25 protein-coding genes and 1 tRNA gene are annotated in these 23,585 nt (G+C 67.2%); 8 read left to right on the forward strand and 18 right to left on the reverse strand.

Going from position 1 to position 23,585, the window contains the following annotated elements; all coding sequences use genetic code 11:
- Window positions 1-73: 73 nt before the first annotated feature.
- Window positions 74-199 carry a hypothetical protein gene (locus DI605_RS08875; protein ID WP_293972133.1) on the forward strand — a complete coding sequence of 42 codons (126 nt, stop codon included), beginning with the start codon at window positions 74-76 and terminating at the stop codon, window positions 197-199.
- 90 nt (window positions 200-289) lie between these two features.
- The gene (locus DI605_RS08880) at window positions 290-1,285 is read left to right on the forward strand and encodes an alpha/beta hydrolase (RefSeq protein ID WP_293972135.1); all 996 of its coding nucleotides are present in this window, start codon (window positions 290-292) and stop codon (window positions 1,283-1,285) included.
- Window positions 1,286-1,382: 97 nt separating this feature from the next.
- Here the strand turns inward: DI605_RS08880 and DI605_RS08885 are convergent, their stop codons facing one another.
- The 3 genes from DI605_RS08885 to DI605_RS08895 all read right to left on the reverse strand — a co-directional run bounded on the left by DI605_RS08885 (window position 1,383) and on the right by DI605_RS08895 (window position 3,125).
- Window positions 1,383-1,649, reverse strand: a complete 267-nt coding sequence (locus DI605_RS08885) for a hypothetical protein (protein ID WP_293972137.1) — start codon at window positions 1,647-1,649, stop codon at window positions 1,383-1,385.
- 190 nt (window positions 1,650-1,839) lie between these two features.
- Window positions 1,840-1,916 (reverse strand) — tRNA-Asp (locus tag DI605_RS08890).
- 66 nt (window positions 1,917-1,982) lie between these two features.
- On the reverse strand, window positions 1,983-3,125 hold the full coding sequence (locus DI605_RS08895; protein WP_293972585.1) for an AI-2E family transporter: 1,143 nt from the start codon (window positions 3,123-3,125) through the stop codon (window positions 1,983-1,985).
- Between the two features lie 326 nt (window positions 3,126-3,451).
- On the opposite strand from DI605_RS08895, the gene DI605_RS08900 reads away from it, so the two are divergent.
- Complete coding sequence (locus DI605_RS08900) at window positions 3,452-4,045, forward strand: cell wall hydrolase (RefSeq protein WP_293972139.1); 594 nt, start codon at window positions 3,452-3,454, stop codon at window positions 4,043-4,045.
- A 117-nt stretch (window positions 4,046-4,162) separates the two neighbouring features.
- Here DI605_RS08900 and DI605_RS08905 read toward each other — a convergent pair whose 3' ends face one another.
- The 11 genes from DI605_RS08905 to DI605_RS08955 all read right to left on the reverse strand — a co-directional run bounded on the left by DI605_RS08905 (window position 4,163) and on the right by DI605_RS08955 (window position 11,872).
- Window positions 4,163-4,783 (reverse strand): DUF4230 domain-containing protein, encoded by a 621-nt coding sequence (locus DI605_RS08905; RefSeq protein ID WP_293972141.1) that lies wholly within the window; start codon window positions 4,781-4,783, stop codon window positions 4,163-4,165.
- The gene (locus DI605_RS08910; protein ID WP_293972144.1) at window positions 4,783-5,640 is read right to left on the reverse strand and encodes an MBL fold metallo-hydrolase; all 858 of its coding nucleotides are present in this window, start codon (window positions 5,638-5,640) and stop codon (window positions 4,783-4,785) included. The genes DI605_RS08905 and DI605_RS08910 overlap by 1 nt, the downstream gene beginning before the upstream one ends.
- 65 nt (window positions 5,641-5,705) lie before the next feature.
- The gene (locus DI605_RS08915) at window positions 5,706-7,373 is read right to left on the reverse strand and encodes a M56 family metallopeptidase (protein ID WP_293972147.1); all 1,668 of its coding nucleotides are present in this window, start codon (window positions 7,371-7,373) and stop codon (window positions 5,706-5,708) included.
- The gene (locus DI605_RS08920; protein WP_293972150.1) at window positions 7,370-7,738 is read right to left on the reverse strand and encodes a BlaI/MecI/CopY family transcriptional regulator; all 369 of its coding nucleotides are present in this window, start codon (window positions 7,736-7,738) and stop codon (window positions 7,370-7,372) included. Before DI605_RS08920 ends, DI605_RS08915 begins: the two co-directional genes overlap by 4 nt.
- 302 nt (window positions 7,739-8,040) lie before the next feature.
- Entirely contained in the window at window positions 8,041-8,382 is a 342-nt protein-coding gene (gene grxD, locus DI605_RS08925) for a Grx4 family monothiol glutaredoxin (protein ID WP_293972154.1), read from the reverse strand.
- A gap of 18 nt (window positions 8,383-8,400) precedes the next feature.
- Window positions 8,401-8,634: a BolA family protein gene (locus tag DI605_RS08930; RefSeq protein WP_293972157.1), complete on the reverse strand. Its 234-nt coding sequence runs from the start codon at window positions 8,632-8,634 to the stop codon at window positions 8,401-8,403.
- Window positions 8,635-8,644: 10 nt separating this feature from the next.
- Window positions 8,645-8,968 (reverse strand): DUF1476 domain-containing protein, encoded by a 324-nt coding sequence (locus tag DI605_RS08935; RefSeq protein WP_293972160.1) that lies wholly within the window; start codon window positions 8,966-8,968, stop codon window positions 8,645-8,647.
- A 100-nt stretch (window positions 8,969-9,068) separates the two neighbouring features.
- Window positions 9,069-9,410 carry a DUF2794 domain-containing protein gene (locus DI605_RS08940; RefSeq protein ID WP_293972588.1) on the reverse strand — a complete coding sequence of 114 codons (342 nt, stop codon included), beginning with the start codon at window positions 9,408-9,410 and terminating at the stop codon, window positions 9,069-9,071.
- Window positions 9,411-9,443: 33 nt separating this feature from the next.
- The gene (gene epsC, locus DI605_RS08945; protein ID WP_293972163.1) at window positions 9,444-10,136 is read right to left on the reverse strand and encodes a serine O-acetyltransferase EpsC; all 693 of its coding nucleotides are present in this window, start codon (window positions 10,134-10,136) and stop codon (window positions 9,444-9,446) included.
- 317 nt (window positions 10,137-10,453) lie between these two features.
- The gene (locus DI605_RS08950) at window positions 10,454-10,822 is read right to left on the reverse strand and encodes a DUF2501 domain-containing protein (protein ID WP_293972166.1); all 369 of its coding nucleotides are present in this window, start codon (window positions 10,820-10,822) and stop codon (window positions 10,454-10,456) included.
- Between the two features lie 123 nt (window positions 10,823-10,945).
- Window positions 10,946-11,872 carry a tetratricopeptide repeat protein gene (locus DI605_RS08955; RefSeq protein WP_293972169.1) on the reverse strand — a complete coding sequence of 309 codons (927 nt, stop codon included), beginning with the start codon at window positions 11,870-11,872 and terminating at the stop codon, window positions 10,946-10,948.
- An 82-nt stretch (window positions 11,873-11,954) separates the two neighbouring features.
- Between DI605_RS08955 and DI605_RS08960 the strand changes: the two genes are divergently transcribed.
- The 5 genes from DI605_RS08960 (at window position 11,955) to DI605_RS08980 (ending at window position 19,632) form a co-directional block, all read left to right on the forward strand.
- Window positions 11,955-14,453, forward strand: a complete 2,499-nt coding sequence (locus tag DI605_RS08960) for a cyclic nucleotide-binding domain-containing protein (protein ID WP_293972172.1) — start codon at window positions 11,955-11,957, stop codon at window positions 14,451-14,453.
- A gap of 73 nt (window positions 14,454-14,526) precedes the next feature.
- Window positions 14,527-15,399, forward strand: a complete 873-nt coding sequence (locus DI605_RS08965; protein ID WP_293972175.1) for a hypothetical protein — start codon at window positions 14,527-14,529, stop codon at window positions 15,397-15,399.
- A gap of 7 nt (window positions 15,400-15,406) precedes the next feature.
- On the forward strand, window positions 15,407-17,236 hold the full coding sequence (locus DI605_RS08970) for a cytochrome c3 family protein (RefSeq protein WP_293972178.1): 1,830 nt from the start codon (window positions 15,407-15,409) through the stop codon (window positions 17,234-17,236).
- A 25-nt stretch (window positions 17,237-17,261) separates the two neighbouring features.
- Entirely contained in the window at window positions 17,262-18,107 is an 846-nt protein-coding gene (locus DI605_RS08975; RefSeq protein WP_293972181.1) for a metallophosphoesterase, read from the forward strand.
- Between the two features lie 151 nt (window positions 18,108-18,258).
- The gene (locus DI605_RS08980) at window positions 18,259-19,632 is read left to right on the forward strand and encodes a class II 3-deoxy-7-phosphoheptulonate synthase (protein ID WP_293972184.1); all 1,374 of its coding nucleotides are present in this window, start codon (window positions 18,259-18,261) and stop codon (window positions 19,630-19,632) included.
- 78 nt (window positions 19,633-19,710) lie between these two features.
- On the opposite strand, the gene DI605_RS08985 is transcribed toward DI605_RS08980, so the two are convergent.
- The 4 genes from DI605_RS08985 to DI605_RS09000 form a co-directional block, all read right to left on the reverse strand.
- Complete coding sequence (locus tag DI605_RS08985) at window positions 19,711-21,252, reverse strand: hypothetical protein (RefSeq protein ID WP_293972187.1); 1,542 nt, start codon at window positions 21,250-21,252, stop codon at window positions 19,711-19,713.
- A complete protein-coding gene (locus tag DI605_RS08990) occupies window positions 21,236-21,763 on the reverse strand; it encodes a hypothetical protein (RefSeq protein ID WP_293972190.1) in 528 nt (175 codons plus the stop codon). The genes DI605_RS08985 and DI605_RS08990 overlap by 17 nt, the downstream gene beginning before the upstream one ends.
- Before the next feature lie 197 nt (window positions 21,764-21,960).
- Complete coding sequence (locus DI605_RS08995) at window positions 21,961-22,158, reverse strand: hypothetical protein (RefSeq protein ID WP_293972193.1); 198 nt, start codon at window positions 22,156-22,158, stop codon at window positions 21,961-21,963.
- 244 nt (window positions 22,159-22,402) lie between these two features.
- The gene (locus DI605_RS09000; protein ID WP_293972196.1) at window positions 22,403-23,581 is read right to left on the reverse strand and encodes a glycosyltransferase; all 1,179 of its coding nucleotides are present in this window, start codon (window positions 23,579-23,581) and stop codon (window positions 22,403-22,405) included.
- Window positions 23,582-23,585: the final 4 nt, after the last annotated feature.

A 23,585-nucleotide genomic window follows, 5' to 3' on the forward strand; every position in this document is an offset into this window, starting at 1 on the left:
TCGTTGCTGTATGAACCTGCGCGATCATGCCCGTCAGATGGCTGAAACCGGCGAGTATGAAGACGCGCGAGCCGTGATTTTCGCGCTTTTCAAGCTCGGTTATTCCCGCGCGCCGGGCAGCTTCAATCTGATCGATCGGATGCGACTCACCCACGTCTGCAAGAGCAGCAGCCGTCGCAAGCGCAAGCGCGCCTCCTGACAGGCGCGCGCTGCCCCATGTCTCCTCCCTCCCGGCAAGAGACGGAAGGTTACTGGATGTGCGGAGCGCGACATGCCAACAGGGATGGCGATGTCTGATCCCAAAGAACGCCCTTCGCCTCCTCTTCCCGCTGATCCGCTCACCCCCACCGTGAAAGCCGCCCGGCTTGCCGCCGGCGCCGCGCTCGCCATCGGATCGATCGTGGGATCCGGCTTTCTGTTCTCGACCCTGACGCGCAATCGTTCGGAACGGCGCGCGCCGCCGATCGGAAAGTTCATCACCGTCGATGGCGCGCGGCTTCATTATGTCGAGGCGGGAGAAGGCCCGCCGATCCTGCTGATCCACGGGCTGGGCGGCCAACTGCGCCACTTCGCCTATGCGCTTCTGGAAAGGCTGGCGCGCACGAACCGCGTCGTCCTGATCGATCGCCCCGGCGCCGGGCATTCGCCCCGCATCCCCGGCTATGGGCTTGCCCAGCATGCGGCGCTGGTCGCGCGCTTCATCGAGGAGATCGGGCTCAACCGGCCGATCATCGTCGGGCATTCCTTCGGCGGCGCCGTCGCCCTGGCACTCGCGCTCGATCACCCGCAGGTGGTGGGCCGCCTCGCGCTGATCGCGCCGCTCAGCCAGCCGGACATGGTCGTCCAGCAGCCGTTCAAGGCCTTCCTCGCCTCGCCCCTGTGGCTGCGCGAGGCGGCCTGCGCCACCGCCGCGGTGCCGCTGGGCGCCGCGATCCGCCATCGTGTCCATCATGCCACCTTCGCGCCCGAGGCCGTTCCCGCTGATTTTGACGAGGCGTGCGGCGGCGTGCTCGTGCTTCGCCCTGCGACGCTGGCCGCCGGCTTCGAGGAAATTTCCACCGCCGCCGCCCGGCTGGCGGAAATGGCGCCGCGCTATCCCGAAATCGATCTGCCGGTTTCGATCCTGTTCGGGCGCGGGGATCAGGTGCTGGATCCCGCCATCCACGGGGAGCGCACGGCGGCCGCGATCCCGCATGCCCGACTGAAACTGGTGGAGGGCGGGCACATGTTGCCCGTGACACAGCCGGATCTGGTCGCCCGCTTCATCCTCGACGGGAACGACTGATTCCGCCGCCGGAAGAGCGGGCCAGACCTCGAATCACCCAGTGCCGCCCGTCCCTATGGCCGGGGCGCGGATCAGGGAAAGGATCGATTCGGCCGGATCAGATTCCCGGAACGAGCATCCGCAGCGCGATTCCGACAGCGACCACCACCAGAGCCGGGGCTACATAGCTCACCAGCAGCCGCCGGATCATCTCCCGCCGCTTGCGCTGCCTGCGCTCCATTTCGCGGATTCGCGCCAATTCCTCGGGCAGCGGATCGAAAGCGGGGGCGAAGCCGATCTGGCGCAGTTCGATGCGGATGGAATGGGCCAGCTGGTCCAGTTCATCCTCATAGGCTTCAGCCGGCTTGTAGGCAGACTCGCTCACGTGAAGGAGTGTCGCGCGGGAGGCCGGGGCACGCAACAGATTTTGCGTTTCCGGAACGAGTCCCGCGCGCAATCACGGCGGTCCAGCCGACGCGCGATGGCGACGCCTGAGCGCGTGCCCTAATCATCAGGAAGAATGTTCCGCGAAACCAGCGCCAGGAAAGGCGGCCTGTGCCATTCCGAAGGAGGAATGGCGCGAGTGACGGGGCTCGAACCCGCGACCTCCGGCGTGACAGGCCGGCGCTCTAACCAACTGAGCTACACCCGCAAACCCGATGTCCGTGTCGGCGGAGCGCGGCCACTAGGCGGCCCCCGATCCGCTGTCAACGGCCTTCTAGGAGTTTGTTGGCGGCTCGGGCTGAGGATTGGTCAGCGTGCCTTCCTCAAACAGGAAACCGGCAATATCGGGCTTGCCCGCGGAGGCCATCACCGTCTTGGTGATGATGAGCAGGGGCACCGCCAGCAGCGCCCCGGCCGCCCCCCACACCCAGCCCCAGAAACTGAGCGCGACGAGAATGAGCAGCGGATTGATCGTCAGCCGGCGCCCCACCAGCGTCGGTGTGATCATGTTCGCCTCGATCATATGGCAGACCACGAAGATCAGCGGCGGGAAGGCTGCATACCAGGCATCCTTGAAGCTCATCAGCGCGCCCAGCGCGAGCAGCAGCGCCGCCGCGATCGGGCCCAGATAGGGCATGTAATTGAACAGGGCGACGATCCCGCCCCACATCAGCGGCGTCGGCAGGCCGATGATCCAAAGGCCCAGCGCCACGAGCAGGCCCAGCGACACGTTGATGATCGTGATCGTCGAAAGATAGGCGGAGGTGCGGTCCACCATCTCCTGGATCACGCGCGCCGTCGCCATCGCGCTGGAAAAGCTGCCCCGACTCGTAATCGTCTGGCGGCGCAGACGGGTCCAGCCCGACAGGAAGAAATAGACGACGAGGATCGCGAAGAAGCCCTCGATGATCGCGACAGGCGCGGAGGTCGCCACGATGTCGAGCAGCGAATTGGGCGCCGCCACCGTGACCGTGCGCCCGCCCGACGAACTGCGCATGAACGTCTGCGACGTATCGCTGATGAAGCGATCGAGGCTCGCATAGAGATCGAGGATCGGGCGCAGATTGTGGCGGACGCGCCCGATCCGCTCGGGCAGCACCGCGAACCAGCCCGCGGCCGGCACCACGATCGCGGCGATCGCGGCATTGGCGACGACCAGAAAGGTCGCGATGCACAGGAAAGCGGCCAGCCCGGAAGGGATGCCCCGGCGCTCCAGCCATTCCAGCATCGGCACCAGAGCGATGGCGATCACCAGCGCGGCGGTGATCGGCAGGAAGAAGGCCGCGCCCGCCTGCAAGGCGAAGGGCAGCGCCAGAAGAAAGCCCAGCCCGAGGAACAGGGCGATCGCCGCGAGCAGGCGATCCCGCCGCAGCGATTCCGACTCGCGGGACGCGAGCGCCGTCTTCACCAGTTGCAGGAGCGTCGATCCGCCGCCGTTTTCCACCGTCTATCCCCTTGCGACCGGGCTAGCGCGACCAGCGGAAAATTTCGATAGAAATAAGCGGCTAAGCCGGATCAGCCGACAACTTATGCTAAAAAAGATCCGTCTGGGCAGGCTCAGCTCGTCCCGCGAACGTCACAATTCATCGTGGATCGTTTGACGAATCGCCAGAGGTTAACGATCTGCGATCTATCCGGTCAGGTGACGGGCGTTTTTCGGTATCCTGAACAAGACGTAAAATTCGCGAGCGCAGCCAAGGTTCCGGCGGCGTGGGCGGTTTCGCGCATCCGTAAGAGCCTTCAATGCCCGCCATTCGGCGTACTCTTGTTGTTTCCGCAGGCGCGCTCATCGCTGCCGCGGTCGTTATTTTGCCTGCCAGCACGGGCCTTGCTGCCGAGCGCACCCCGATGCTGAGCTACGATTTCACCGGTTTCGCGCCGGCCGCCGTGCAGAGCACGCCCGCCGAAGCCGCCGCTCCCGCCCAGATCGCCGCCGTGCAGACCGAGGCTGCCGAGCCCGTCGCCAGGCTGGACGAGGCTTCCGTGACGTGCATGGCAAAGGTTGTGCATCATGAGGCCGGGAACCAGAGCCGCACGGGCAAGGTCGCCGTCGCGCAGACGTTGATGAATCGCCTGAAGGCCGGCGGCCGCTTCGGCAGCACGATCTGCGAAGTCGCCAACCAGCCCGGCCAGTATTTCAAGACCGCCTCCTATCGCCCGCAGAAGGACGATACGTGGGAAGCGGCGGTCGATGTCGCCCGCGATACGCTGAACGGCGATGAGGATCAGGTCGTCCCGGGCGCGATTTTCTTCCGCGCCGCCTATGCGCCGCCGACAAGTTTCTTCCGCAGCCGCCAGCGGCTGGCCGCCGTCGGCGATCACGTCTTCTACCGCTGATCCGTCAGCAGTCGTAATGCCAGCCCCCGATGCGGCCTGCCGCGTCGGGGGTTCGCGCATTTGGAAAGCCTGTGCCCGGGCAGCGGCGCCGCCCGCTCCGGGCGGGGCCGCCCTTCCCTATTTCGGCTCGTCCCTGAACCGGGCCACCACCGTCGCGTCGATGCCCGCGGCCCTCAGCGGCATGGCAAAGCTGCGCTCGATCGCGGATCGTGCCGCATCGGTGGCCAGCCGCATCGGCAGCGCATCGTGCGCCTGCGCGACCAGTTCGGCCTGGCCGGCCTTGCGATTGGCCGCGTCCAGCTCCTTTTCGGCATCGGTGAGCATCATCAGCACGCCGCCCTCGCCATATTCGCGCACCGCCGTCAGATCCACTTCCGGCCCCTCCAGTTCGATCGGCGGCAGCGTCACGGTCAGCGTGCGGGCGGCCGCATCCCATTTCAGGTCGCGGTCGCGCAGCTTGCCCAGATCCAGCGAATAGCGAACGAGCCCGGGCATGATGAGCGTCTTGCGGGCCGAGAAGCCGAAGCGGCTCTCCTCCGCCGTCACCACCGCCACGAAGCGGGCCGCGAACGGCACCAGCCGATTCTGCTGGCGCACCGCCTGAAGGCTGGCACGCGCCACGGTGGAGGGATCGCCATCGAACATGTGGCGCATCCGATAGCCGACGCCGACATAGAGCAGCGCCACGATCACGGCGATGAGGATAGCGCCCCCGGCGGCGCGAAGAGCGGGGCGCATCAGGAAACGATCAGCCAGTGATCGCCATCGCGCCACACCAGATCGCGCGATTCCAGATCCAGCAGATGCGCCTGCACCGATCGCCCCGCCGCGCCGACCAGCCGGCTGTCGAGGCCGACATACATGCGCGCCACCATATCCGGGATGGTCTGCGGCCCATCGCCCAGCAGCTTCAAGATCTGATTCTCCCTGCTCTTGCGGTGCCCGGCGAGATGACGAACGAAGCGCTGCGGCTGTTCCACGCCATCGCCATGCGCGGGATAATAGATGCGGTCGTCGCGCCGCATCAGCTTGTCGAGGCTGGCCATATAGGCGGCCATGTCGCCATCGGGCGGCGCGACGACGCTGGTCGACCAGCCCATCACATGATCGCCGGTGAAGAGCGCACCCGCCTCGCCCAGCGCGAAGCAGAGATGGTTGGAAGTGTGGCCCGGCGTCGCCACCGCCTCCAGCGTCCAGCCCGGCCCCGCGATCGTTTCGCCATCGGCCAGAACCCGATCGGGCGCATAGGCGGTATCGAAGGCGGCATCCGATCGCGGGCCCTCGTCGGCCAGCGCCAGGGGAGGACAACCCACGATCGGCGCGCCCGTCGCCTCCTTCAATGCGCGGCTCGCGGGGCTATGGTCGCGATGCGTATGCGTGCAGACGATCGCGGCCACCCGCTCTCCTTCCACCGCCTTGAGGATCGCCGCGACATGATCGGGATCGTCCGGGCCGGGATCGATCACCGCCACCTCGCCCTGCCCGATGATGTAGGTCTGCGTGCCCTTGTAGGTAAAGGGCGAGGGATTGGGCGCAAGCAGGCGCCGGATCAGCGGATGAAGCGTCTGGACGACGCCGGAAACCTGTTCGGACATGGATCCGGATGTGGCATCGCGCCCGATCCATGTGAAGGGCGGCCGATGCGCGAAAGGCGTGCGTTTCAGCTTATGCCCTTCGCCTTCATCCGCGCGATCGCGCTGTCGAGCGCGCTCAGGGCGCGATCCAGATCCTCTCCCCTCAGGTCGCGCTCGCGGCGCAGGTCCGCGCGCGCCTGCTCCATCGATCGGATCACGCGCGCATGGAAGGCGGCCTTGTCGCACAAGGCGAGCTTGCCCCAGTCGCGCTCGTCCGCCGATATGCGATAGCCACGCGCAGCGCAGCTCTGCACCATCTGCGCGCGCGCCTGATTGAGCGATACGGCCACCATCCGCTGCACCTGCGCCTTGTCATGGCCAGCGCGGGCCTGTTCGCGCGCGGCGCCCCTGGCTTCCTCGCGGGCGGCATTGGCCTCGACGCGGGCGGCGTCAGCTTCACGGCGAGCCTCCTCGCGCGCCTGCCGGGCCTCCATCCGTGCTTCCTGCGCCGCCTCGCGGGCGTCCGCGCCCATGGAGAGGCGGGTCGATCGGATCGTGGCAGGCGGCACCGGGGGAACCGGCGGCACGGGCGGCACGGCGGATTGCGGCGATGCGGGCGGCGACGGCGGCGAGACGAAGCCCCCCGGACCCGTGACCGTCACCGTCCGGATCCGATGCTGTTCGCGCACGGCGAGCGGGGGGACCGGTGGCGGCGCCGGCTGGGCGAGGGGCGCGGGAACCGGAACCGGAGCACCGGCCACCAGCGGCTCCGGTGCGGCGGCCGGCACGATCTGCACCGTCGCATTGCTGCCCGATGCCGTCGCCGCCAGCCCCGCGACCGTTGCGATCACCGCCAAGCCCACGCCCGCCGCGCGCCGGCCGAGGCCCAGCTTGCCACGCTTGATCATCTTCAGCCTCCGCTTGATCTCGTCGGTGCGATTGAAGGCGCAGGCGGCGGCCGGCGCGCGGCCCACCGTCGATTTCACGAGCGCGCTGCCATAGGCATAAAGCTGTTCGGGCGCGGCATCGGCCAGCACCGTCGCATCGCAGGCCAGCTCCTGATCGGCGCGGAAGCAGCGATACGCGATATGTGCGACCGGGTTCCACCAGTGGAGCGAGACGATCGCGATCGCCGCCACATTGGCGAGCAGATCCTTGCGATCATGATGCGCCCCCTCGTGCAGCAGCGCCTGGCGCCGTTCGCCCGAGGAATAACGATCGAGGAAGTCGCGCGGCAGGAAGATGCGCCGGCGCAGCACGCCGGACGCGATCGGCCCGTCGACCGTGTCGCTCACGAAAATGTCGACGCTCGCCTCGGTCACGAGATGCGTGGCGCCGTCCAATGCCCTCGCCACGAACAGGCGATAGCGGATCATCTGCCAGCCGAAGAAGAGCGCAGCGCCGATCAGCCATGCCGCGATCAACAGGGCCGGCCAGCTCCAGCCCTGCGCCACCGGGCCGGCATCGAAGGCGGCCTGCACATCCGCCGGCAGCATGAGCGGATCGGCGATCTCGCCCGGCGAGGCGAGGCCGAGCTTCACCGTCGTGCCCGTCGTCGTCGTGGCGGACAGGAAGGGCTTCAGGAGCATCTGGTGCCCCGGCAACGGCGGCAGCACCATGCGCACCAGCGGCAGCGCCCACAGCGCATAGGCGACGCGCGCGCCAAACCATGCGCTCACCGGCCGGCGCACGGCCAGCACGAGCAGCATCAGCAGGGCGGAGGAAACCAAAGTCTCGACGATCCAGTCGGTCATGGCTTGAGCTCCTTCAGCAGGGCTTCCAGTTCGGCGATATCGGTGTCGCTGAGAGCCTGGCGTTCGGCGAGATGGGCCACGAGCGGGGCCGCGCGGCCGCCGAACAGGCGATCGACGAGGCGGCTCGATTCGCGCGCCACATAATCCTCGCGCGCCACGGCCGGGCGATAGAGATAGCGGCGGCCATCCTCTTCATGCGCCAGCGCGCCCTTGGCGAGGAGCCGGCCCAGCATCGTCTTCACGGTGCGGTCGCTCCAGTCGCGCGCCGGATCGACACGCTCCGCCACCTCGGCCGCCGTGAGCGGGGATTCCGCCCACAGCACCTCCATCAGCACATGCTCGCCCTCGCTGATCCGCTCGGCCATCCACCCTCTCCGATTACACATGTAGTCATATCGACCACAACTGTAGTCGTCAACGCGAAATGACGCTGCGATGCTGAACGGGAGATGACGGCGGCACGGGCATTGAGCAGCGGCGACACAACGAAATTCGGGGAAGGCGATTGCCCTCCCCGTCATGCCGGATCCCGCCCGGCCTGTGCATGACGCTATCGATCCACGAGGCCCATCGTACCCCCGCGCCGCCGCGCAAACCCGCCGCGGCGCCGGATCGAAACGGATCGTTGCCGCACCCCGCCCGGAAGGGAGGCGGGGAGAAGCCTGCCTTATTCGGCGGCCGGGACGCCCTTTTCCTGCATGAGTTCGGCCAGTTCGCCGCTCTCATACATTTCCATCATGATATCCGATCCGCCGACGAACTCGCCCTTCACGTAGAGCTGCGGGATCGTCGGCCAGTTGGAATAATCCTTGATGCCCTGGCGCACCGCCTGATCCTGCAACACGTCCACCGACTGAAACTCGACGCCGAGATGTTCGAGGATCGCGACCGCGCGGCTGGAAAAGCCGCACTGGGGGAAGAGCGGCGTGCCCTTCATGAACAGCAGCACATCATTGCCTTTCACGGCGGCGTCGATGCGGGCCTGCGCGTCCTGGGTGGCGGTGGTCATGGCGTTTTTCCTCGAAACTCAGGAAGGAAGGGCTGTGGTGAGCTGAAGCGCGTGGAGCACGCCGCCCATCCGGCCGCCCAGCGCATCATAGACGCGCTGATGCTGGCGGACGCGGGGCATGCCGCGAAAACTTTCGGCGACGACGCGCGCCGCATAATGATCGCCGTCGCCGGCGAGATCGGTGATCTCGACATGCGCATCCGGGATCGCGGCCCGGATCATCGTCTCGATTTCTTCGGCCTGCATCGGCATCAGCGCGGCCTCACTGGCTCTCGATCAGCTGGCGGCGCGCCTCGACGGTCGCGTCGTGCAGCGCGGTGCGCACGCGCGCCTCATCCACGTCCACGCTCGCGCCGACCAGATCGCCCAGCAGCTTGCGGATCACGTCCTCGTCGCCCGCTTCCTCGAAATCGGCCTGCACCACGGCCTTCGCATAGGCGTCGGTCTCCTCGGGGGTGAGGCCCATCAGCCCGGCCGCCCATGTACCCACCAGCCGGTTGCGGCGGGCGGTGATGCGGAAGGCCATTTCCTCATCGCGCGCGAATTTGCCTTCGAAGGCGCGTTCGCGATCAGAGAAATCCGTCATGTCAGCTCCCGTAGCGGTCGTTCGCTCAGATAGGCATCGCGGATCGGGAGCGCAACGGATCGGATCTTGTCACGCCTCAAGGAGAATGTGGGCCGCGTCCTCACTCCTCCACCAGCTTCATCAGCTTGCGCTCCACCGGCGCGAGGACGGGGCCAAGCTCGTGCCCGCGCTTCAGCACCGCGCCGCCTTCGCCGATCAGCGCCCATTCGCCCTGCCGGCTGCGTAGCGCCGGCCTTTTCTCGATCCGATATTCCGGCCGCTCGGCCGATCGGCGAAAACAGGCGAAGGAGGCCGCGTCGCGCCCGAAATGGATCGCATAATCGCGCCAGTGGCCGGCCGCCACCATCCGCCCGTAAAGATCCAGGATGCGCTGCAATTCGGCGCGGACGAACGTGACCTGCTGTGCCGGGGCCGGCGTGGGGAATGGCGTCACCACACCCATCAGGCGGCGGCCCTCATCGGGCTTGCGCCCCAATCAGGCGCAATCGCGATCCCGCTGCGGCGCCTCGCGATCGCGCTGCTCGATCAGCTGGGACAGCTTGGCGCGCAGGGTTTCCACCTCGCACTTCAGCAGTTCCAGCTGCTGGGTCTGCGGATCGAAGCGTTCGCTGCACGGCGTGCCATAGGGAACGAAGCTATTATAATTCTGCGCATCCACCAAGGTGGGCCGTGCGGGAATTCCCGTCATGGTGGCGCCGGGGGGAACATCGCGCGTCACGACCGCATTGGCGCCGATCCGCGCGCCTTTGCCCACCGTGATCGGCCCCAGCACCTGCGCGCCCGATCCGATGATCACATCATCCTCGATCGTGGGATGACGCTTGCCGGCAACGCCATTGGCGGGATTGGTGCCGCCCAGCGTAACACACTGATATATGGTGACGTTATTGCCGATGACAGCGGTTTCGCCAATCACGGTAAAGCCATGATCGATGAAGAAATTCTCGCCGATCCTGGCGCCGGGATGGATATCGATCGCGCTCAGGAAGCGGCCGATATGGTTGACGAAGCGGGCGAGGAACCACAGTTCCGCCTCGAACAGCCAATGCGCCGCGCGATGGAAGGCCAGCGCCCACACACCCGGATAGAGCAGGATCTCCCACCGCGAACGCGGCGCGGGATCGCGCGCCTTCACGGAATCCAGATATCGGATCACTTCCCGCTTCATCTTGTGCATAACTCCCTGCGGGCGCACTTAGTCGCTCGGCGCAAGAATTTCCAGAACCGATCGGTACAGATATCGACGGACCGATGGGCAACCGGCCGATGCGTTACCGGCCACCACGCCGACGGCGCCTCAAAAAGCACACGCCATTGCCCAGCCCTGCCGCGCCCAGCCCGCCGCGCCCAGCCCGCCGCGCCCAGCCCGCCGCGCCCAGCCCGCCGCGCCCGGCCTGCCGCTCCTGGCCTCGCCCTGCACAGTGAAGCGGCGCAACCGGGCCGCATGTTCGCCCCGCGCGCCGCTCCTCCGCGGGCCGGCCGGCTCTACAGCCCGGCGAGGGAGGTGCCGTGCTTCAGCACCATATCGCACAGCTTGGACTTGATCTGGCCCTTGGCATTGGCGAGCGAGAAACCCGATCCCTGCCCGGTCTGCACCAGCCCGGACTGGCCCGCCGCATAATCCTTGGATCCGGTGACGCCACTCTGGCCGGTCAGCTTGCCGAGCACCGCCGTGGCATTCTGCCCGCCCAGCAGCTTGTTCTTCACGCAGAAGGACAGCAGGCCGGCGGCGTTGCCGGTGCTGGTCGAGGAGATGTTGGGCAGCAGGCTGCTCCCCAGCCCTGCCGGAAACTGCGCGGACGCTGCGCCCGCCAGCGACAGCGACGCCAGCAGCGCGACGGTCATTTTCTTCATCATCCCTGCCTCACTCCATCATTCCAGCCCGCCGCCCGATCGTGCGCGGGCGCAACACCACCCCGGCAGGATCATAGGCGCAGGACGATCCAACGCCTATCGCCCCGGATCGGGCCCGGCGGCTCAATCCGCGCCCAGTTCCCTGGCCGCCGCGTCGATCCGCCCGATCGCGGCCGTGTCGCCCGCAAGAGCCTCGCGCGCTTTCGCATGCGCGGCCTTCGCCGCCGCCTTGTCGCCCAGCACCAGCCGCGCGCGCATCAGCCGGATCCAGCCTTCCTCGTCGCGAGGCTGCTGGGCGAGGCGGGAGGCGAGCCTGTCGACCATGCCGCGCGCCATCGCGTCCTGTTCGGACGGGCTCATCCGCGCCGCATCCTGCATCTGGCCCGCCGTCGGCCCCGGAATGGCGTCGCTCGCCACGGTGCGTGGTGGCGCCGCCGTGGGGATACGCCCGGCAATGTCGATCTTCTCGCGCTTGGAGACCTGCTCGACGAGATCGCGAATCGATTGCGTATAGGGCGCATCGGCGGGCGCATCGCGCAGCACGGCGATCCAGTCGTCGATCGCGCCCTTGTGGTCGCCGGCCAGATCCCTGCGCACCGCCAGGAAGTAGCGCGCCCGCGCATCCTTCGGATCGATCTGGATCGCGCGGGTGAAGGCGTGCGCGGCATCCTCGTCCACGCCTTTCTTGTGCGCATAGACCAGTGTCTCGCCCAGCGCGGACCACAGGCCGGCATCGCCCGGCGCCTGTTCCGCGCCGCGCGCATAAGCGCGGGCCGCATCGGCGAAGCGATTGAGATTGAAGTAGGACCAGCCGAGCATGCGCCAGCCCTCGGCATCCTTGGGATTGGCCTTCAGCTTCGCCTCCAGCGCCTGCACCATCTGGTTGACGTCGCCCTGTGGCGCCGGCTGCGGCGCGACGGCCGTGGGCGCGGCACCCTGCCCGCCGCCCTCGCGATAGCGCAGGCCGAGGACGACGATCGCCGCCACGCCCGCGAGAACCAGGGCATAGAGCCCGACCCGGCCGGCCCCGATTCCGCCCCCGCTCGCCAAATTCGTTACTCCCTCAGAACTTTCCCCCTCTAGCCTCCCGCGTCAGGGATGCTAGAGCAACGATGGGGATTGGGGGTGTTCCATGACGATGCATCGCGTCGCCATTATCGGATCGGGGCCGGCAGGCCTGAGCGCCGCCGCGCATGCCGCCGCCCTTGGGCTCGATCATGTGCTGATCGAAAAGACCGATCATCTCTCCGATACGATCTACAAATATCAGAAGGGCAAGCATGTGATGGCCACGCCGAGCCAGCTCGTGCTGCGCTCGGATCTGCAATTCGAGGCCGGCAAGCGCGAGACGATTCTCGGCGGCTGGAACGAAGGCACCTCCGCCCACAAGGTGAACGTGCTGATGGAGGCGGAAGTGACCGCCGTCACCGGCAAGGCCGGTGACTTCACCATCGTCATCAAGGGCAAGCCCGATGTCCGGGCCGAGACGATCATCCTCGCCATCGGCACGCAGGGCAATCCGAACCTCGTCCGCAATCCCGTCGCGGAAGGCGCGAACGTCCAGTACACGCTGGACGACCCCGCCGAATATATTGACGAACACATCACCGTGATCGGCGGCGGCGATGCCGGCATCGAAAATGCGCTGGGCCTGATCGCGGATCCGGAGCAGCGCAACACACTGACGCTCGTCAATCGATCGGCCGATTTCCCGACCGCCAAGGATGCGAACGTCAAGGCGCTGCTGGCGGCCGAGAATGAAGGCCGCATCACGATCATGCGCGAAACGAACGTGGCCGATATCGGGATCGACACGATCACCTTCGATGCGCGCGACGGCACCGTCACCGTGCCCTGCAACCGCACGATCGCCCGCATGGGATCGGCGCCGCCGCGCGCCTTCGTGGAAGCCTGCTGCGCCAGCTTCGAGGAGAAGGACGGACGCAAGGCGATCGTGCCCGGCACCGGCGTGGAATTCACGAGCGCGGATCGCGTCTCCTATCCCAAGCTTTCACCCACGTTCGAATCGACCGTGCCGGGCATCTATGTGATCGGCGCGCTGGCCGGCTATCCGCTCATCAAGCACTGCATGAACCAGGGCTATGACGTCGTCGAGTTCATCGCCGGCAATACCGGCCTGAAGCCCGCCGACGAGCCGATCCTGGAGCGCAAATTCTCCGGTCTTCCGCCCGGCATCGTGTCGGACAACAGCGTCGCCGGCTGGCTGGATTATCTGCGCGGGCACGTCTCGATCCTGCACGATCTCTCGCCGCTGCAGATGCGCGAGTTCATGCTCGACAGCGAGATCGCGGCCTATGCGGCGGGCGAGACCATCTTCCGCCGCAACGAGCCCGGCTCCTCCCTGTTCGCGATCGCCGCCGGCGCGGTGGCGGTGGAAGTCGCGCCGGGCACGGACGTGATGATCGGCGAAAGCTCGATCTTCGGCGAGGTGGGCCTGATTTCCGGGCGGCGGCGCGGCTCCACGGTGCGCGCGGCCAAGCCCTGCGTGCTTCTGGAAATTCCGCGTTCGGCCACGCTGAAGCTGATGAGCCAGGTTCCCGCCGTGAAGCGCGCGATCACGCGCATCTCCACCGAGCGGCAATTGCTCCAGATGTTCGGATCGGGGCTTACGCCGGCCGATCTTTCGAACGTGATGGATCATTCGGAGATCCGGCAGATCAGGGCCGGCGAGGCGATCCTGACGGAAGGCGACGAGGGCCGCGATATCTATGTGATCCGTTCCGGATCGATGGTCGTGGAAAAGAAGGTCGGCGGGAAGCCGATCTTCCTCTCCTATCTGCCGGCCGGATCCTATGTGGGCGAGATGGCGCTGATCGAGGGCGGCACGCGCACCGCCACCGTGCGCGCGGCGATCCGGTCCGAAGTGCTGCGCATCGATGGTGATGCGTTCGCGGCGCTGCTGGAAAAGCATCCCAAGCTGCTGGAGCGCGCGCGCACGGACATGGCCGCCCGCCGCCAGGTCAACGGCTTCATCGAAAACAGGAAGGAGGATTTCGGCGGCGCCGTCGATCTCTATTCCTCCGTCGCCAATTTCCTCGTCGAAAACGGGATCGGCGAGGCGACCGACGTGCTGCTGATCGACGAGAAGCTCTGTGTCGGCTGCGACAATTGCGAGAAGGCCTGCGCGGATAGCCATGAGGGCCTCTCCCGCCTCGATCGCGAGGCGGGCAAGACGTATGCCCATCTGCACGTTCCCACCTCCTGTCGCCATTGCGAGCATCCGCACTGCATGGCCGATTGCCCGCCCAACGCGATCCATCGCGGGCCGGATGGCGAGGTTTTCATCGACGATAGCTGCATCGGCTGCGGCAATTGCCAGCGCAACTGCCCCTATGGCGTGATCCGCATGGACAAGGTGCCGCCGAAGAAGCCCGGCCTGCTTTCCTGGCTGCTCTTCGGCCGTGGCCCCGGCCCCGGCGAGCCCAGCAAGGAATGGGCCTACAAGAATACGCCGGCGGGCATCGAAAAGCCCAAGAAAGCGATCAAATGCGACATGTGCTCCGGCATAGATGGCGGCCCGGCCTGTGTGCGCGCCTGCCCCACTGGCGCTGCCATCCGCGTCGCGCCCGAGGAGTTTCTGACCGTCGCCCGGCTGGGAGCGGAGCGATGAGCGCGCGCCACGCGCGGCGCCGCGTGCCATCCGCCTCTTCGGCGGTGAATCCGGGCAGGATCGGCCGCCGCTGATGGCCGCGCCCTCGTCCCCCCGCCGTCAGGTGCGCCGCTCGTCGGCCGTGCTGCACGAAAGCTTCCTGCGCCACCGCAACTGGCGCTGGGCGAAATTCGCGAGCCTGCTCTGTCTCGTGCTGATCCTGATCTACGCGATCGATCGGCCGCTGCCGCGCCCCGAAGGCGATACCGTCTATGGCTATACGCTCGGCACGATCGGATTCGCGCTGATCCTGTGGCTGACGGCGCTGGGCATCCGAAAGCGGCGCATGTCGCCGGGCGTCTGGTCGCTCAAGGCGTGGACTTCGGCCCACGTGTGGCTGGGCCTTTCGCTCATCGTCATCGGCACGCTCCACACCGGCTTCCATTTCGGGTGGAATATCCACACGTTCGCTTATGCGCTGATGATGCTGGTGATCTTCTCCGGCCTGTTCGGCATCGGCGTCTATGCGGCGCTGCCCTCCAAGCTTTCCGAAAATCGCGGCGAACTGACCGAGACGCAGATGCTGGAAGGGCTGCGCTCGATCGATCGCCAGCTCCATTCGGCGGCGCAACCGCTCGGCCCCCGCGCTGCGGCCCTGATCCAAGCATCGCTGGAAGAGGATGCGTTCGGCGGCGGCCTGCGCGCCCGGCTTCGTTCTGGCGCGCTGGAAAATGCCACGACGCATGCCGAAAACGAACTGCGCAAGATGGCGGGCGATGTGCCGCCCGATGCGATGGAGCGTCTCCGCGCCCTGCTGGGGCAGAAGCATGGCCTGGTCGCGCAACTGCGCCGCCATCTGCGGCTGCGCGCCATCCTCGAAATCTGGCTGTATGTGCATGTCCCGGCGACGATCGCCCTGATCGCCGCGCTGGTCGCGCATGTCGTCTCCGTTTTCTTCTACTGGTGAGGGCGGGATGGCGTTCCTGATCCATGCCGTCTCGGCCTCCGCCACCGGCCGTGAAATCCGCCGCAGCCGCAGGATCGAGGCCGATCGCCTCACCATCGGGCGCGATCCCGGCTCGGATATCGTGCTCGCCGATCTGGAGGTCACGCTCCAGCATGCCGTGATCGTGCGCACCGGCACGCACCGGATGGTCGTCCGCTCGCTCACCGGCCTGCCCTTCTCGATCGACGGGCGATCGACCGTGGAGAGCGAGGTCGATGCCCGGTCCGGTGCGGAAGTCCGTATCGGTGGCTTCCGGATGGAGATCGCCTGGGACGAGGCGGAACAGGCGATCACCGTCACCGTTGAGCGCTATGGCCTGCTTGCCGCCTCCAGCGATGTTCGCGATGAACGGCAATTGTTCACGCTGGCGGGCGTGGCGCCCTCGCGCCGGCTGCTCGCCTGGGGCGGCGCGCTGCTCGTCTTGCTCCTGTTCCTCGCCTGGCCGGTCGCCTCCTATCTCGGCGCGAGCGGGAAGAAGCTCACCGCCCAGCAGATGGAGGCCGGCGCCTCCGGCTTCCATGGCGATCGCAGCTGGTCCGCCGGCCCGCTTTCCACCGCGCACGCCAATCTGACGAACAATTGCACCGCCTGCCACGCCAAGGCGTTCGTCTCCGTGCGCGACGATGCCTGCAAGACCTGCCACACCACCGTTCACGATCATGCCGATCCGGAAAAGCTGCGCGTGGCGCTCGCGCCCGATACGATCGGGGGCAAGCTCAGCCTCGCCGTGGCCCACGCTTTCAATCGGCCGGCGGGCCGCTGCGTGGATTGCCACACGGAGCATAAGGGCGGATCGATGCAGATCGCCGCGCCCAACCAGAAATTCTGCGCGGATTGCCATGGCGCGCTGAAGGAAAAGCTGCCCGAAACGAAGCTGGGCGATACGAAGGATTTCGGCACCAATCATCCCGAATTCCAGCCCGCCATCCTTGTGCAGCCCGGCGACAGGCCGGTCTTCCGGCGCACCTCGCTGGATGCACATCCCCGGCAGGAAACCGGCCTGATCTTCCCGCACGATATCCACCTTTCCGCCACCAACGGCGTCGCCCGCATGGCCCAGGCGCTGGGGCAGGTGAAGAAGGGCGGGCTGGATTGCGCGGGCTGCCATCGCCCCGATCCCAACGGCGCCGGCTTCCGGCCCGTGACGATGGAGAAGGATTGCCAGTCCTGCCACAGCCTCGCCTTCGGGCGGCGCGAAGGGCAGATACGCACGCTGCGCCATGGCGAGGTGGATCAGGCGATCGCGCAGGTCCGCGATTTCTATGCTGCGGGCGGCGGCACCCCGGTCCAGCCGCTGGCGGGTTATATGCGGCGGCGGCCCGGCGATTTCGCCTCGGCCCAGATCGCCGGCCTCGCGCCGGCCGGCTCGGCGGCCCAGGCGATCCATGCGCTCTTCGCGCCGAACGGCGCCTGCGCGGATTGCCACCGCATCACCGGCCCATCGCGGCCCGGCGCCGTGGATTACAAGGTCGCTCCCGTCACCTTGCCCGATCAGTTCTTCGTCAATGGCTGGTTCGATCATCGCGCCCACACGCAGGAGGATTGCGCGAGCTGCCATGCGGCCCCGAAATCGGCCGATGCGCGCGACGTGCTGATCCCCGGCATCGCCAATTGCCGCACCTGCCATGTCGGCGAGAATGGCGGCGGAATCGCGAAAAAGGCGAAGGTCGCCTCGGGCTGCGCGATGTGCCACGTCTATCACAAGGATGATCGGCGCGGCGCGACGGCGGCCTCGCGCGAGCAGAAAAGAAAAATCATGCAACCTTCGGCTACGGCTTCCGTAAGGAACAGTGGGTAAGAAGGTGACCGGGGGGCCAAGACCGATGCTGATCGCGCAGATCTCCGATTTGCATATCGGCTTCGAGCGATCACATCCGGACGAGCCCAATCTGCAGCGCCTGCATCGCGTGCTGGATCGTATCCTCGCGCTTTCGCCCCTGCCCGATCTGCTGATCGCATCGGGCGATCTCACCGAATATGGCGACGAGGAAAGCTATCGCGTGCTGGCGGATGCGCTGGCCCGGTGCCCGATGCCCGTGCATCTGATGGCGGGCAATCACGATCTGCGCGAGCCTCTCGCCCACGTCTTCCCCGCAACGCCGGTGAACGAAGGCTTTCTCCAGCAGGTGATCGAGGGTGAAGGTTTGCGCCTGATCCTGCTCGATACGCTGGAGGAAGGCCGCCACGGCGGCGCCTTCTGCGAGGTGCGCGCAGCATGGCTCGCGGCGCGCCTGGCGGAGGCACCGGCGAGCCCCACGCTGATCTTCGTCCATCATCCGCCGCAGGGCGTGGGGATACCCTGGATGGATCCCTCTCCATCCGAACCGTGGATTGCGCGCCTCGGGGCGGCGCTCGCCGGTCACGATCAGGTGATCGGCCTCGTCTCCGGCCATGTCCATCGCGCCAGCCACACCAGCTGGGCCGGCCTGCCGCTCATCATCTGTCCGTCCACGGCACCTGAAGTGAGCCTGATTCTCACGCCGATCGATGCCGCACGGCCGGACGATCGCCCGCTGATCGAGGATGGCGATCCCGGCTTCGCGCTCCATTGCTGGCAGGATGGCCGGCTGACGACGCTGTTCGGCGGCTGCCCGCCCATCACGCTCGCCCGTTATACGGACAAGCTTCAGCCGATGATCGCCTCCATGCTCGCCGAACGGGCTGGCTGAGCATCGTCCACGCGCGCCTGCCGGTGTGCAGGCGCGCACCGATCGAAGGGATCGATCACGCTCCCCAATTTTTCCCTTGGCCGGCCCAATCTCCTCTCCATTGAGCATTAACGCCGATTGGCCTAAGGGCGCCCGCTCGAAAGGACCGATCATGGCGACGAACTGGACGCCCGAAAGCTGGCGCAACTACGAAGCTAGGCAGCTTCCCCAATATCCCGATCAGGGCGCCGTGGAGGCTGCCGAGAAGGAATTGCGCCGGTCGCCCCCGCTCGTTTTTGCGGGTGAGGCGCGCGCGCTGAAGGCGGAGCTGGCCCAGGTGGCCCAGGGCAAGGCGTTCCTGCTCCAGGGCGGAGACTGCGCCGAAAGCTTCGCCGAATTCCATCCGGACAATATCCGCGATACGTTCCGCGTGATCCTCCAGATGGCGGTGGTCCTCACCTATGCCTCGAAGATGCCGATCGTGAAGGTCGGCCGCATGGCGGGGCAGTTCGCCAAGCCGCGCTCCGCGAATACGGAGACGATCGATGGCGTGGAGCTGCCTTCCTATCGCGGCGACAATGTCAACGATATCGCGTTCACGCCCGAGGCGCGGATTCCCGATCCGCAGCGGATGGTACGCGCCTATTCGCAATCGGCGGCCACGCTCAATCTGCTGCGCGCCTTCGCGCAGGGCGGCTATGCGAACCTCCAGCAGGTGCATCGCTGGACGTTGGATTTCATGGGCCGCAGCCCCTGGGCCACGCAATATCAGCAGCTGGCGGATCGCATCGGTGATGCGCTTTCCTTCATGGCGGCCTGCGGCATCAATCCGCAGACCGTGCCCCAGCTGGCCGGCACCAATTTCTACACCAGCCACGAAGCGCTGCTGCTGCAATATGAGCAGGCGCTGACCCGTCAGGACAGCCTGACCGGCGACTGGTATGATACGTCGGCGCATATGGTGTGGATCGGCGATCGCACCCGTTTCGAGGGATCGGCGCATGTCGAATTCCTGCGTGGCGTGGGCAATCCGATCGGCCTCAAGTGCGGCCCCAGCCTGGAGCCGGACGCGCTGCTGCGCATGCTGGACACGCTGGATCCGGCGCGTGAGCCCGGCCGCATCACGCTCATCACCCGCTACGGCCACGATCAGATCGAAAAGCATCTGCCGAAGCTCGTCCGCGCCGTGAAGCGCGAGGGGCGCCCGGTTGTCTGGTCGTGCGATCCGATGCACGGCAATGTCGTCAAGGCCGCCAATGGCTACAAGACGCGGCCGTTCGAGCGCATCCTCGCCGAGGTGCGCGGCTTCTTCGCCGTGCATCGTGCCGAGGGCACGCATGGCGGCGGCATCCATGCGGAGATGACCGGCCAGAACGTCACCGAATGCACGGGTGGCGCCATCGCCGTGACCGAGCAGGGGCTGGCCGATCGCTATCACACGCATTGCGATCCGCGCCTCAATGCCGGGCAGAGCATCGAACTGGCCTTCCTGCTGGCCGAAATGCTCAACCAGGAAATGCGGGAACGGGAAAAGGCCGCGGCCTGATGGAATGTCCGGGAATGCGCCTTCGTGGCGCATTCCCGGATGGCATGCCCGAAACGGTGGGCGTCGGGAACGGGGTTCTCAGGGCTTCATGCCCGCCCGGATCCTGCCTATCTCCGCCAGCACCGAATCGGCGCGCTGCGTCGATTTCACGTCGCCCTTCTTGTCCAGCGCGGCGCGCGCATCCGCCACGATCCTGCCAATCTCCTCCAGCCCCGCGCGATCGCCCTTGCGGCCGGCGATCAGGGCTTCCGACAGACACATGTCCAGTGTCACCTCCATCGCCTGCCCGTGGACGTTCCAGGCCTTGTACAGTTCCAGCGCCGCACTGTAGGCGGCGCTCGCTTCGGTGAGGCGCTCGATCGGGCCGCCGCGCTGCCCGATCAAAAGCAGCGCATCGCCAAGCTTGTTCTGCTCGATCGCGGAGAAGAAGGAATCCTTCTCGGCCGTCCAGATGGTCAGGCTCTGGCGATAGGCCGTCACGGCTTGCTCGAGATGCGCCGTCCCCGTCTCCCGCTTGCCCAGATCGGCGAGGATGCCGCCCAGATTGAACTGCATCTGCGCCCAATCGTCGGGCGCATTGGCCGCCGTCACTTCCTTCAGCGCCTCGCGCAGCGCCGTAACGGCATCCTCCAGCTTCGCGGCGGCGGGATCGCGACGGGCAAGGCGGCCTATGGCGAGCCCCATTTCAGCCTGCGTCTTCGCCCAGACGAGCGGCATCGCCGCCTGAGGCTGCTCCAGCAGCGCCTGCCGATAGGCTTCCACCGATTCCTGCAGGACCGGTACGCCCGCATCGGTGCCCAGCGTCGAAAGCGTCTCGGCCAACTCATATTGCGCCGTCGCCCAGCCACGGGGGTCCTGCCGGCGCGGCGTCCACCGCACGACCGCGCGCCGCAGCTCCACCGCGTCCTCCAGCGCCTGCCGGTCTCGCGGCACATAGCCCAGCCGAAACAGCACCTCGGCGCCCGCCCGCGCATAGCCGGCCCGTGCCTTGTCGTCGGGCGCGAAGCGCCCCGCCTCGGCATAATGATCCGCCGCCTCGCGATATTTCAGCTGGGTACGGGCGACATCCGCCTGCTGCGCCGCCGTCGTCTCCAGTTGGGCCAGCACCGGCCGCGCCTCGCGCCGCTGGATATCCTGCACCTGGCCCAGAAGCTGCGCCGCCTCGTCCAGGCGGGGCGGATCGGCGTCCAGCGCCGCCTGCGCCTTCGCCCGCAACGCTGTGACCTCGGGCGAGGAACTGGCCGTCCGGGCGACCTCCTGTTGCAGGCTCCGGAAGCGGGCCGCGATGTCGGCCAGCGTTTCGAGCAGCTTGTCGTCCGGCACCTTGCGGACGCCCATTTCCCTCAGGAAGGTATCGAGCGCGCCACCACGCAGGCTGAGCTGCCGCCCCAGTTCATCCTTGTCGCGCTGAAGCGCCTTGTTCTGCGAAAGCAGGCCGCCATTCGCCGCCGCGACGAGTTCCTTCACCTGCGCCGCCGAAAAGCCGACCGTGACCTTGCTGTTGGTAACATTGCCCACGATCGCGACGCCGCCATTGCCCGCCGCGCGCTGCTGCGCGCCGGCCGCGCCGGCCAGCATCACCGCGCAGAACAGCGCCAGCGGATCAGTGATGCGTCCCATCGACGCTCAGATTGGAATTGTTGATCGATCCGATCACCGCAATCCCGTTGTCGCCGGTGGCGGTGGAGGGCGCGGCCTTGGGCTCCCCGCCCGCCGCCGGGGCCGCTCCCGGCATCGGGGCGGCCATCTCGCCCGGCGCATCCCGGACCGGCACGCCGTTAAGCGCAAGCCAGTTCTCCGTGCCCTGTTTCAGGCACTTCGTGTAGGCGGCGTAGAATTTCAGGCCGATATCGTCCTGCGATATGCCGGAGGTGATCTGCCCGATATCGCTGGAACTGACGCTGGATTTGCCGGAAAGCTTGGTCAGGTGATCGCTCAGGCCCGCCGCGACATCGCCTTCATTCCTGATCTGGTTGCCGCCCGCGCAGTCGCGGGCGATCCGGGCGGCGGCGCGCTCCGTTGCGCCCGATGGCGCCGGCTGCCTGAAAAGATAGGCCGCACCCAAAGCTATCAGGACGATCGCCAGTAAACATGCCAGGACGATGCCCGTTTTGGGCGTCTTCTGTGCCATCTGGAAACTCCCCGCAACACGCCGGACTCGGCCGGCCGCCAGATACTCGGCTCCCCACCCGAATATACACGGTTTGCGGACATTAACCATATGTTGGCCACGAGGGACCGAAAGATGATCCCCCGCCGGACGGGCAGATCTACTGATCCACGCCAAGTCATCGTCCGTCCCTTGCCCCGCCCGGGGCAATCGGGATCTTATCCGCCGATGAAATCCAGATAGGCGATCACATCGTTGCTGGTCTGCAGGAACAGGCCTTCCTGCACATCTTCCTGCTCCGCCTCGGCCGCGCGCAGCGCCTCGGCCATCGTACCGTAGAGCAGGGTCGTCGCGGCACCGCTGTCGGCATCGAGATGGTAGAGCCGCACGGAATCGCTGTCGGAAGTGGTCCGCATCAGAATTCGTCTTTCATCCGCCGCGAGGAGCGTGCCGTCATCGGATACGGCCCGGCGCCCCCGCTTCTTGGCCAAGCCCCTGCCACTTATGATGACGGGCCACCACGATTGTTTCGCGTGGCCCACAGCAGGCAGCGGATCAGGAAGGTCCAGCCCGGGCAGCTTCCCGCCCGCTGAAGGCCATCGCAATCGCGGGCGTGCGGCGCGGGCGCCGCCGGGGGAGGATCGGGGCGCCCCGGCTGGATCATGCCGCGCGGGGCGCGGCGATCGCCCTGGCGCCTTCATAAGCGGCGATCAGATCCCGGAAATGGCTGTCCATGCTGCGGACCTGCCCCGCCTCCCGCTTGGCGCGCGCGCGATGGCCATCGCGATCCTCGGTGACGAACCGGCGGATCGCGGCGGTCAGCGAGGCCGCCGATCGCGATCGATAGCGAAAGCCCTGCCCTTCGCGCGCCTGATCGGATGCGCCGCCCTCGTCCGGCACGATCAGCGGCAAGCCGCTCGCGCGGGCTTCCGCCGCCGTGATGCAGAATGTCTCCGCCTCGCAGCCATGGACGAGCGCATCCGCACTCGCGAGGATCGCCGCCAGTTCCCGCCGGTCCGTCACGGGCGCGCCGAGATGGATGTGGGGATTGTGGCCGGCCGCACGCACCACGCGGGCGCGATCCCGCCCGTCGCCGATCAGCAGCAGTCCGATCGGGTGGCCATAGCCCGCCGCCACGGCCGCATCGATCACCATCGGCCATCGTTTCTCGGGCGCGTGGCGGCCCAGCCCCAGCAGCAGCGTCGCATCGGGGCCGAGGCCGCAGCGCTCGAGCAGCTTCGCGCGGAGCGCCTCGTCGCGCAGCGCCGGCGAAAAGAGGCCGGGATCCACCCCCATCGGGATCGTACGGACCTTGGAGAGGCCGCCCGCCACCAGCCGCGACGACAGGCTCTCGCTGGCCGAGACGACCATGTCGAACCGGGCATCCAGCCGGCGCAGGTGCCGCCAGAAGAAATCGAAGCCGCGATCGATCGCCCGGCGCGAGGCGACCGAGCCGAACCAGCGATAGGGATAGGCCGCCAGCGGATCGGCGTGCATCACGAGCGAGCGGAGCGCCGCCCCCCGCCAGCGCCCGACCATCGACGCGCTGGACCAGGGCGAGGATGCCTCCACGATATCGGGCGCCAGCTCATCCAGCAGATCGTGCAGCGCCGGCTCGTTGTCGAAATAGCGATAGCGCCGGTCGAGCGGGAAGCTGGGCGCCGAAAGCGTCACGATCCGGCCGCCCGGCATTTCCCGGATCGTGCCGTCGCTGGCGCCCGGCGCCACCACGATCATCTCATGATCGCCCAGGGATGCGGCCGCCAGCTTGCGCTCCACATAGGTGCGCACCCCGCCGCCCTGGGGAGCATAGAAAGCGCAGACGTCGACGATGCGCATGGGA

Source organism: Sphingomonas sp. (assembly GCF_003248515.1).
Taxonomy (GTDB): Bacteria; Pseudomonadota; Alphaproteobacteria; order Sphingomonadales; family Sphingomonadaceae; genus Sphingomonas_I.